11 protein-coding genes are annotated in these 9,076 nt (G+C 63.7%); 8 read left to right on the forward strand and 3 right to left on the reverse strand.

What is annotated here, in order from left to right:
• From ACEQXV_RS18935 to ACEQXV_RS18965, 7 genes are all read left to right on the forward strand, one after another.
• The coding region (locus tag ACEQXV_RS18935; RefSeq protein ID WP_370270470.1) for a hypothetical protein at positions 1 to 204 on the forward strand (204 nt) is incomplete at its 5' end.
• A gap of 73 nt (positions 205 to 277) precedes the next feature.
• A complete protein-coding gene (locus tag ACEQXV_RS18940; RefSeq protein WP_370254508.1) occupies positions 278 to 490 on the forward strand; it encodes a hypothetical protein in 213 nt (70 codons plus the stop codon).
• Positions 491 to 558: 68 nt separating this feature from the next.
• Complete coding sequence (locus tag ACEQXV_RS18945) at positions 559 to 771, forward strand: hypothetical protein (RefSeq protein WP_370254477.1); 213 nt, start codon at positions 559 to 561, stop codon at positions 769 to 771.
• A gap of 74 nt (positions 772 to 845) precedes the next feature.
• Positions 846 to 1,058 (forward strand): hypothetical protein, encoded by a 213-nt coding sequence (locus ACEQXV_RS18950; RefSeq protein WP_370270472.1) that lies wholly within the window; start codon positions 846 to 848, stop codon positions 1,056 to 1,058.
• Positions 1,059 to 1,129: 71 nt separating this feature from the next.
• Positions 1,130 to 1,348, forward strand: coding sequence for a hypothetical protein (locus tag ACEQXV_RS18955; protein ID WP_370270473.1), 219 nt, complete (start codon positions 1,130 to 1,132; stop codon positions 1,346 to 1,348).
• Between the two features lie 191 nt (positions 1,349 to 1,539).
• Positions 1,540 to 1,755: a hypothetical protein gene (locus ACEQXV_RS18960; protein ID WP_370254481.1), complete on the forward strand. Its 216-nt coding sequence runs from the start codon at positions 1,540 to 1,542 to the stop codon at positions 1,753 to 1,755.
• A gap of 193 nt (positions 1,756 to 1,948) precedes the next feature.
• Positions 1,949 to 2,134, forward strand: coding sequence for a hypothetical protein (locus ACEQXV_RS18965; RefSeq protein WP_370254482.1), 186 nt, complete (start codon positions 1,949 to 1,951; stop codon positions 2,132 to 2,134).
• A gap of 84 nt (positions 2,135 to 2,218) precedes the next feature.
• Here the strand turns inward: ACEQXV_RS18965 and lon are convergent, their stop codons facing one another.
• The 3 genes from lon to tgt all read right to left on the reverse strand — a co-directional run bounded on the left by lon (position 2,219) and on the right by tgt (position 7,565).
• Positions 2,219 to 4,624 (reverse strand): endopeptidase La, encoded by a 2,406-nt coding sequence (lon, locus tag ACEQXV_RS18970; protein WP_370254484.1) that lies wholly within the window; start codon positions 4,622 to 4,624, stop codon positions 2,219 to 2,221.
• A gap of 213 nt (positions 4,625 to 4,837) precedes the next feature.
• Positions 4,838 to 6,364 carry a hypothetical protein gene (locus tag ACEQXV_RS18975; RefSeq protein ID WP_370270474.1) on the reverse strand — a complete coding sequence of 509 codons (1,527 nt, stop codon included), beginning with the start codon at positions 6,362 to 6,364 and terminating at the stop codon, positions 4,838 to 4,840.
• 70 nt (positions 6,365 to 6,434) lie between these two features.
• On the reverse strand, positions 6,435 to 7,565 hold the full coding sequence (gene tgt / locus ACEQXV_RS18980) for a tRNA guanosine(34) transglycosylase Tgt (RefSeq protein WP_370254486.1): 1,131 nt from the start codon (positions 7,563 to 7,565) through the stop codon (positions 6,435 to 6,437).
• Positions 7,566 to 7,639: 74 nt separating this feature from the next.
• On the opposite strand from tgt, the gene rimK reads away from it, so the two are divergent.
• Positions 7,640 to 9,031, forward strand: a complete 1,392-nt coding sequence (gene rimK / locus ACEQXV_RS18985) for a 30S ribosomal protein S6--L-glutamate ligase (protein WP_370270476.1) — start codon at positions 7,640 to 7,642, stop codon at positions 9,029 to 9,031.
• Positions 9,032 to 9,076: the final 45 nt, after the last annotated feature.

Genomic DNA, 9,076 nt, shown 5'->3' on the forward strand with positions numbered 1-9,076 from the left:
ACCGTCACCGCTGCCCTGACCGCCGCCAGTCTTCTGGCCGCCGCACCGGCCCTGGCAGATGAACAGGTGCCCACCATGTCCATCGACATGGTCACCCAAGACACCATGACCGCCACCGAAGAAGCCGACATGCTGGTGCCCGCGCTTTTCCTCATGTTCTTCATCCTGGTTCTGGGCGGCAACAGCGGCTACGCGCCGGTTTAACATTTGGGGTCCCGGGTCTTCCCCGGGGTCGACACGAAAGACATGCCCTAGTCGGGCAAACACGGGGGAAACCATGAAAAAGACCTTCACCGCAGCCCTGACCGCCGCGACTTTGCTGACCTCGCAGGTCGCCTTGGCAGATGAACAGGTGCCCACCATGTCCATTGACATGGTCACCCAGGACACCATGACCGCCACTGAAGAGGCCGACATGCTGGTGCCTGCGCTCTTCCTTGTGTTCTTCATCCTGGCTCTGGGTGGCAGCAGCATGGGCTACCCGCAGTAAGCGGCGAAGGTGGGCCCTGCGCCCACTCGTCCGACCGGGCTCGAACCCGATACAAAATGAGGAATCCGATGAAAAAGAAGCTCTCCGCTGCCCTGATCGCCGCAATGACGCTTTCGGCCGCGCCCGCATTCGCTGATGAACAAGCGCCCACCATGTCGATCGACATGGTCACCCAGGATACCATGACCGCCACCGAAGAGGCTGACATGCTGGTGCCTGCGCTCTTCCTCATGTTCTTCATCCTGGTTCTGGGCGGAAGCAGCGGCTACGCGCCGACATAAGATTGTCTGTCCCGGGGCTTCCCCCGGGGCCACCACGAAAGACATGCCCTAGGCGGGCACACACGGGGGAAACCATGAAAAAGACCGTCGCCGCAGCCCTGACCGGCGCGTCTTTGCTGACCTCGCAGGTCGCCCTGGCAGATGAACAGGTGCCCACCATGTCCATCGACATGGTCACCCAAGACACCATGACCGCCACCGAAGAGGCCGACATGCTGGTGCCCGCGCTTTTCCTCATGTTCTTCATCCTGGTCTTGGGCGGCAACAACGCCTACCTGCCCGGCTGATCCGCCTAATCAGCCCCATAAGAGTTTATCCGCCGCGCCTATCTCGCGTGATATTTTGTAGGAGAGGTCAGATGAAAAAGTCCCTTGCCGCGGCAGCAGCCGCATTGTTCGTTTTGGGGGCCGCGCCCGTTTTCGCAGATGATCAGGTGCCCACCATGTCCATCGACATGGTCACCCAGGACACCATGACCGCCACCGAAGAAGCTGACATGCTGGTGCCCGCCATCTTCATTCTGTTCTTTGTTTTGGTTCTGGGCGGCGGAGTGAACGGATACGTCACGGGGTCTTGAGCGCGACCTATCGGCATCCTTCTGATAATCAAACGAAATCTTTGGCCGATCACCCCGTGGTGGTCGGCCTTTTTCCTGTGTAGCGCCATATAACTTTAGATATTTTGATTGCTTTGGATTTATTTTTGCGCATCCTGACTGTGCACAACGTCAATTGAAGGGGCCCGCTTCGGGCTCGTTTGGGGGGACAAATGAAGAAGACCGTTGTTGCGGCCGTCGCGGCCGCCGCCATGTTCAGTGCAGCACCAAGTTTTGCGGATGACGCCACGCCGACCATGTCCCTGGACATGGTGACCCAAGGCACGGTGGCCGGAACCGATGAGGCCAGCGCCCTTGTTCCGGCTCTGTTTATCATGTTCCTTCTGCTTGGCATTTCCGGCGGCAGCGGCATTCCTGCTTGCAGCTAGGAGCAGCACATCTGCCCATCGATATTCGCCCCCGGCCTTTCGCGAGACCGGGGGTCTTTCGTTTTCCTCTTATCAACCAAAGACATCGCCCTGTCCCGCTGCAACATATTGATCCTGCTGCATGACTTCCCGAAGACTCGTCTTCAGAAATCACCAATGATCCCGCCGGAAAGACGGCGAAAGCGAGGGACCGATGAAAAAGAGCATTCTAGCCATTGCACTGACCGCGGCACTGGGCACCGGGGCCGCGTTGGCCGACGAGACACAACCCATCATGCTGCCTGAATTCGTGACACAGGACACTGCCGCTTCGGCGGACGAGGCCGGCGCACTCGTCCCGGCCCTGTTCCTGATCTTCATGGTTCTGGGATCCTCCTGACCCAAGCCTTGAGCGAGACAAGGCTCAGGTCATGAAGAAGCCGCCCCGGTCATCCGGGGCGGCTTTCCTCTTTTCAAGCTTGGGTCAATGCGCGGTTGCGCCTGATCCGGCCCCTTGAGAGGCGGCGGCAGCAGCAGCGGCCGCTTCCTCTGCCTCTTCGTCCCACTCAACAGGCTCCGGCGTTGCCACCAGCGCGTGTTGCAACACGTCGCGCACATGAGCGACGGGGATGATCTCAAGCCCCGCCTTCACGTTATCAGGAATCTCGGGCAGGTCCTTTTCATTCTCTGCCGGGATCAGCACCGTCTTGATCCCGCCGCGCAGGGCGGCCAGAAGCTTTTCCTTCAGCCCGCCAATGGGCAGGACGTTGCCGCGCAGGGTGACTTCGCCGGTCATGGCGATGTCCTTGCGCACGGGGATCTGCGTCAGCACCGACACGATCGAGGTCACCATGGCGATCCCCGCAGAGGGTCCATCCTTGGGGGTTGCCCCTTCGGGCACGTGCACGTGGATGTCGATCTTGTCGAACTTGGGCGGCTTCACCCCGATCTCGGGCGCGATGGAACGCACGAAGGAGCTGGCCGCGTCGATCGACTCCTTCATCACCTCGCCAAGCTTGCCGGTGGTCTTCATCCGGCCTTTGCCCGGCAGGCGCAGGGCCTCGATCGACAGCAGGTCACCGCCGACGGAGGTCCAGGCCAGGCCCGTCACCACGCCGATCTGGTCGTCCTTTTCCGCCAGCCCGAACTTGAACCGCTTCACGCCGAGGAAATCCTCGAGATTGTCGGGCGTCACGCGCACCGTCTCGACCTCTTTCTTGAGGATCTTGGTCAGCGCCTTGCGGCAGATCTTGGCGATCTCGCGTTCGAGGTTCCGCACGCCCGCTTCACGGGTGTAGTAGCGGATGATGTCGGTCAGGCCCTCGTCAGTCAGCTCGAATTCCCGCGCCTTGAGGCCGTGGTTCTTCGTCTGCTTGGGCAGCAGGTGACGCAGTGCGATTTCCGCCTTCTCGTCCTCGGTGTAGCCCGCCAGCGGGATGATCTCCATCCGGTCCAGCAGCGGCCCGGGCATGTTGTAGCTATTCGACGTGGTCAGGAACATGACGTTCGACAGGTCGTATTCCACTTCGAGATAGTGGTCCACGAAGGTCGAGTTCTGTTCTGGGTCCAGCACTTCCAGCATTGCCGAAGCCGGGTCACCCCGGAAATCCTGACCCATCTTGTCGATTTCATCGAGCAGGATCAGCGGGTTAGTGGTTTTCGCCTTCTTCAGCGCCTGGATGATCTTGCCGGGCATCGAGCCGATATAGGTGCGGCGGTGGCCGCGGATTTCAGACTCGTCCCGCACACCGCCAAGCGAGATGCGGATGAATTCCCGCCCGGTGGCCTTGGCAACCGACTTGCCAAGCGAGGTCTTGCCCACGCCCGGAGGCCCGACAAGGCACATGATCGGCCCCTTCAGCTGCTTGGACCGCTGCTGCACGGCGAGATATTCGACGATGCGTTCCTTGACCTTTTCCAGCCCGTAGTGATCGGCATCGAGCACGTCCTGGGCCCGGCCAAGGTCTTTCTTCACGCGGGATTTCACCCCCCACGGGATCGACAGCATCCAGTCGAGATAGTTGCGCACGACGGTCGCCTCGGCGCTCATCGGGCTCATGTTCTTGAGCTTCTTGATCTCGGCATCGGCCTTTTCACGGGCTTCCTTGCTGAGCTTGGTCGCGGCGACCTTCTCTTCGAGTTCCGCAACCTCGTTTGCGCCTTCTTCTCCATCGCCAAGCTCGCGCTGGATCGCCTTCATCTGTTCGTTGAGATAATATTCGCGCTGCGTGCGTTCCATCTGGGATTTCACGCGCGTCTTGATCTTCTTCTCAACCTTCAGGACGCTCATTTCGCCCTGCATCAGCCCATAGACCTTTTCCAGCCGCTCGGCGATGTCGAGCGTTTCCAGAAGGTCCTGCTTCTGGGCCACGTCGATGCCCAGATGCCCGGCCACGAGATCGGCCAGCTTGGCCGGTTCGGTGGTTTCGGCAACGCTGGTCAGCGCCTCTTCGGGGATGTTCTTCTTGATCTTGGCGTAACGCTCGAACTCCTCCGCGACAGAGCCGAGCAGCGCCTGGATGGCGGCCGGATCGCCTTCAAGCTCGTCGATTTCCTCGGCGGTGGCCTCGAAATACTCGGGATTGTCAAGAAAGCCGGTGATCGCCACGCGCTTCTTGCCCTCGACCAGCACTTTCACGGTGCCATCGGGCAGTTTCAGCAGTTGAAGAACGTTGGCCAGCACGCCCGCGCGGTAGATGCCGCTGGTATCGGGGTCGTCCACGGCCGGGTCGATCTGGCTCGACAGCAGGATCTGCCTGTCATCCTGCATCACCTCTTCCAGCGCGCGCACCGATTTCTCGCGGCCGACGAAGAGCGGCACGATCATATGCGGGAACACGACAACGTCGCGCAGGGGCAGGACAGGATAGGTGGTGTGATGCTCTGGCATTATGCCTTCCTTGTTCTTGGCAAGAGGGCGCGGACCCCGCCCTGGCGGCAATCCCTCGGCCCTCTCCGGGTGGGACTGGTTAACGTGGGGCCAATGCCCACGGATTTCAACCTGCCCCCTGCCTTTTCGGGTCGCGCGCAGTCTGCACTTCGCCGCGCGCGGTCGCAAGGGATCATCTGGGACAAAGTGAAGGAAATATGACCCAGCCGACGCCTAGCGCGGCAGTTCGGACAGGGACAGGCGGGGGGTGTTGAAAACCGGGACAAGCCCCGCGTCGATCGGGCTACCCTGCGCCTCCAGCGCCGCGAGAGCGCGCGATGTCAGCAGGATGCGCCCCGGCCCCGTTTCCGCCGCCCGCGACAGGGCGTCCACCGGCAATAGCTCGGCTGGCGAAAAGAGCAGCAGGTAGCCCGTGCAGATATAGCCGCAGTCATCGACCAGCACGTCGCCCGGGCGCAGCTCGGCCAGCAGCGGCGCGTGCAGGACGCGCCAGTAATCGGTATCGGCCCGCGCAAAACCCATCATTGCCCCGGCTCCATTGGCAATCCACAGCGCCACGATCCCGACCGTCGCAAGCCGGAGGGCCCCGCCTGTTGCCGGCATGCGCAGGGCCATGAGAAGTGCAAGGAAAGGCAGCGCGGCGATCCAGAACTCCTTGTTTGTAGGCTCCCAGATCGTTGTGACGATGGCGTAGGTCGCGCCATGCAGGGCCAGCACGAGCCCGACCCCGGGGCTGATCGCCCTGCCCCGCCTTAGCATGGCCCCCAGCCCAAGCCAGCCAAGCGCCAGAACGCTGAGCACGGTCAGCGCCAGCAGGGGACCAACAGGCAAGGCCAGCCCGGTCTGGGCGAAATGCGCTTCCTCAAGCAACAGCCGGCCGGGAAACGCCCCTTCCACAAGTGCTGCAAGCCGGGGCGAGGCAAAGAGGAACAGGCTCGACCAGATTGCCGTACCAAGCCCGATCACCGCCTTGACCGGGGCCAGCACGGACAGCGGCGTCCACAACCCGTCGGCGGCATAGCCGCGTGCCCAGTCCAGGAGTTCGGGCAGGCTGTCATGCCCCAGAAGCCCCCATCCGACCCACAGGTACAAGGCGCCAACCAGGGGAAGGAAGCAGCCTAGCCAGGCCAGCGCCGCGCCGAAACGGCGATGGCACAGCAAAAGGCCAAGCGCAGGCAGCGCAAGGAAGACATGGGCCTGATGAAGCAATGTCGCGAGCCCGGCCAGAACCCCGGCGAAGGCCGCCGCCCGCGCCCCGCCCTGATCCCAGATCGCCTGCCACAGCGCCACCACCCCGGCCAGCACGAAGGGCAAGGGCAGCGCGTAGGTGTCGGGATACATGCCGTAAAGCCAGAAGGCGAAACAGCCCGCCAAGGACCACAGGGCCACCATGCAGGCCGACAGACCGCCCCCCGCGAGGCGCGCGATCTTCCAGACAAGCGCCAGGGACCAGAGCGCTGCCACAAGGCTGGCAAGCTGCATCACCGCAAGGGCATCCGCGCCGGGCCACGGCGCCCGCGTCAGGCCGTGCATCAGCGGCTCGTAGAGCAGGTGATTGGGGTGCCACACCGGCACCGCCCCCGCGACCCTGTCAGCGTAATAGACCGCGTCCTCGCCCTCGGTGAAATTCTGCGGGAAGGTCAAAAGGTAAAGCAGGCCGATCAGGGCAATCGACAACCTCGGAAGCAGACGGTCGCTTCGGATCGCGCTCAGGCGCTCGGCTGACCTGTCCCCGCGCATCGGCACCCCCCAGAGTCTCTAAAGATTTTCCAAGGGGTAGCATGGCTTCCTGAAGGTGGCTACTGGTCGGTCAGATGGGTTCAATATCCCCGTCGGCGCGGGCGGCGTGGAAGCGGGCCTCGAAGCCTGCGAAATCATCCGCGTCGATCGCGTCGCGCATGCCCTGCATCAATTCCTGGTAGTAATGCAGGTTGTGCCAGGTCAGCAGCATCGAGCTGATGATCTCCTTGGCCCGGAAGACGTGGTGCAGGTAGGCGCGGCTGTAGTTGCGGCAGGCCGGACAGGTGCAGTCTTCGTCCAGCGGGCGCGGGTCGTCCTGGTGGCGGGCATTCTTGATATTGACCACGCCACGCCGGGTGAATGCCTGCCCGGTGCGCCCCGAGCGGGAGGGCAGCACGCAGTCCATCATGTCGATCCCGCGCGCGACCGCACCGACGATATCGTCGGGCTTGCCCACCCCCATCAGGTAGCGCGGCTTGTCTTCGGGCAGGAAATCCGGCGCGTAGTCGAGACAGCCGAACATCGCCTCCTGCCCCTCGCCCACGGCAAGCCCGCCCACGGCATAGCCGTCAAAACCGATGGCCCTGAGCGCCTCGGCGCTTTCCTGGCGCAGGTCGCGTTCAAGCCCGCCTTGCATGATCCCGAAAAGCGCATGCCCCGGACGGTCGCCAAAGGCGTCACGGCTGCGCGCGGCCCATCGCATCGACAGGCGCATCGACTCTGCAATGCGCTTGCGGTCGGCGGGTAGCGCCGGGCATTCGTCGAAACACATGACGATGTCAGAGCCCAGAAGCCGCTGGATTTCCATCGAGCGTTCCGGGGTCAGGCTGTGGCGCGAGCCATCGACATGGCTGCGGAAGGTGACGCCCTCCTCGGTCAGCTTGCGCAGGTCCGCCAGGCTCATCACCTGGAAGCCGCCGCTATCGGTCAGGATCGGACCCGACCAGTTCATGAACCGGTGCAGCCCGCCAAGCCGGTCGATCCGCTCCGCCGTGGGGCGCAGCATCAGGTGATAGGTATTGCCAAGCAGGATATCGGCCCCGGTGGCGGCCACGCTTTCGGGCATCATCGCCTTGACCGTAGCTGCCGTGCCGACGGGCATGAAGGCAGGCGTGCGGATCTGGCCGCGCGGAGTGGAAATCACGCCCCGGCGCGCCTTGCCGCTGGTTGCCGTCACCGAAAATTCAAACCGGCCTGTCATCGTGTCGTCACCCCTTGCCTCGGACAGGCGACTGTCATAGGCGATTTTGCCGCGATGCCAAGAGAGGACGCCCCATGAGTGCCGAAGATTCGCTCCGACTGGGGTGGGAAGAATGGCTGAGCCTGCCCGGGCTCGGCCTGCCAGCGCTGAAGGCGAAGGTCGATACCGGGGCCAAGACCTCGGCACTGCATGCCTTCGATATCGAGACCTTCGGCCCGGCGAACCGGCCCAAGGTGCGATTTGCCATTCACCCGGTGCCGGGACGCACCGACATCACCATTGCCTGCTCGGCCACGATCCGGGACCGGCGCGAGGTGACGTCATCCAATGGCGAAACCGAACTGCGCTACGTGATCCGCACGGATATGGCCTTCGGGCCCCATCGTGCACCGATCGAGATCACGCTCAGCGACCGGACCAACATGGCCTACCGGATGCTTCTGGGCCGCCAGGCGATCCAGCCCGACTGGGTGGTCAGCCCCACGGAAAGCTTCTGCCAGCCGGTGCTGAGCTATGACGTCTACCACTCGCCCACGGTCAAGACCGCCGCGCCCAAGCGCGCGCTGCGCATCGCGGTGCTGAGCCGCGAGGACAATTATTCCACCCGCAGGCTCGTCGACGAGGGCGAGGCGCGCGGGCATACGATCGAGGTGATCGACACCAGCCGCTGTTACATGGCGATCAACGCGCTGGCGCCCGAGGTCTATTACGACGGGGCGCGGCTGCCGCGCTACGACGCGGTGATCCCGCGCATCGGCGCCTCGATCACCGCCTATGGCACCGCCGTTCTGCGCCAGTTCGAAACCCTGGGCACCCATTGCGTGAATGGCAGCGAAGGCATCACCGCCAGCCGAGACAAGCTGCACGCGCACCAGCTGCTGGCGCGTCACCGGATCGGCATGCCGCGCACCGCCTTCGCCGCCTCGCCCAAGGATACCGGCAACCTCATCGGGCTGGTGGGCACCGCGCCGCTCATCGTGAAGCTTCTGGAAAGCACGCAAGGCAAGGGCGTGGTGCTGGCCGAAACCCGCAAGGCCGCGCAATCGGTGATCGACGCGTTCCGCGGGCTCAAGGCCAATTTCCTGGTGCAGGATTTCGTCAAGGAGGCCGCGGGCGAAGACATTCGCTGCCTCGTTGTCGACGGGCGCGTGGTCGCGGCGATGAAACGCAAGGCCGCGGGCGACGATTTCCGGTCGAACCTGCACCAGGGCGGCAGCGCCAAGGCGGTTCGCATCACCAAGGAAGAGCGCGAAACGGCGCTGCGTGCGGCCCGCGTCTTCGGCCTCGGCATGGCCGGGGTCGACATGCTGCGCGGAGCAGATGGGCCCAAGGTGCTGGAGGTCAACAGCTCGCCCGGTTTCGAAGGGATCGAGGCCGCGACGGGCACGAACATCGCCGCCCATCTTTTCGATGCAATCGAGACAAAGGTCCGCCCAAGCCCGGTTCGCCGGCGCAAGGCGGGCTGAACGGGGTTTCGCCGCGCCCCGGGCGCGGCGGCCCGCGCGGTACCC

The organism is Nioella sp., from assembly GCF_964229645.1.
GTDB lineage: Bacteria > Pseudomonadota > Alphaproteobacteria > Rhodobacterales > Rhodobacteraceae > Nioella.

Coding starts and splice junctions, on each gene's coding strand:
- ACEQXV_RS18950 (WP_370270472.1), top strand. CDS start 846: ATGAAAAAGACCGTCGCCGCAGCCCTGACCGGCGCGTCTTTGCTGACC.
- ACEQXV_RS18955 (WP_370270473.1), top strand. CDS start 1,130: ATGAAAAAGTCCCTTGCCGCGGCAGCAGCCGCATTGTTCGTTTTGGGG.
- rimK (WP_370270476.1), top strand. CDS start 7,640: ATGAGTGCCGAAGATTCGCTCCGACTGGGGTGGGAAGAATGGCTGAGC.
- tgt (WP_370254486.1), bottom strand. CDS start 7,565: ATGACAGGCCGGTTTGAATTTTCGGTGACGGCAACCAGCGGCAAGGCG.
- ACEQXV_RS18940 (WP_370254508.1), top strand. CDS start 278: ATGAAAAAGACCTTCACCGCAGCCCTGACCGCCGCGACTTTGCTGACC.
- ACEQXV_RS18975 (WP_370270474.1), bottom strand. CDS start 6,364: ATGCGCGGGGACAGGTCAGCCGAGCGCCTGAGCGCGATCCGAAGCGAC.
- ACEQXV_RS18945 (WP_370254477.1), top strand. CDS start 559: ATGAAAAAGAAGCTCTCCGCTGCCCTGATCGCCGCAATGACGCTTTCG.
- lon (WP_370254484.1), bottom strand. CDS start 4,624: ATGCCAGAGCATCACACCACCTATCCTGTCCTGCCCCTGCGCGACGTT.
- ACEQXV_RS18960 (WP_370254481.1), top strand. CDS start 1,540: ATGAAGAAGACCGTTGTTGCGGCCGTCGCGGCCGCCGCCATGTTCAGT.
- ACEQXV_RS18965 (WP_370254482.1), top strand. CDS start 1,949: ATGAAAAAGAGCATTCTAGCCATTGCACTGACCGCGGCACTGGGCACC.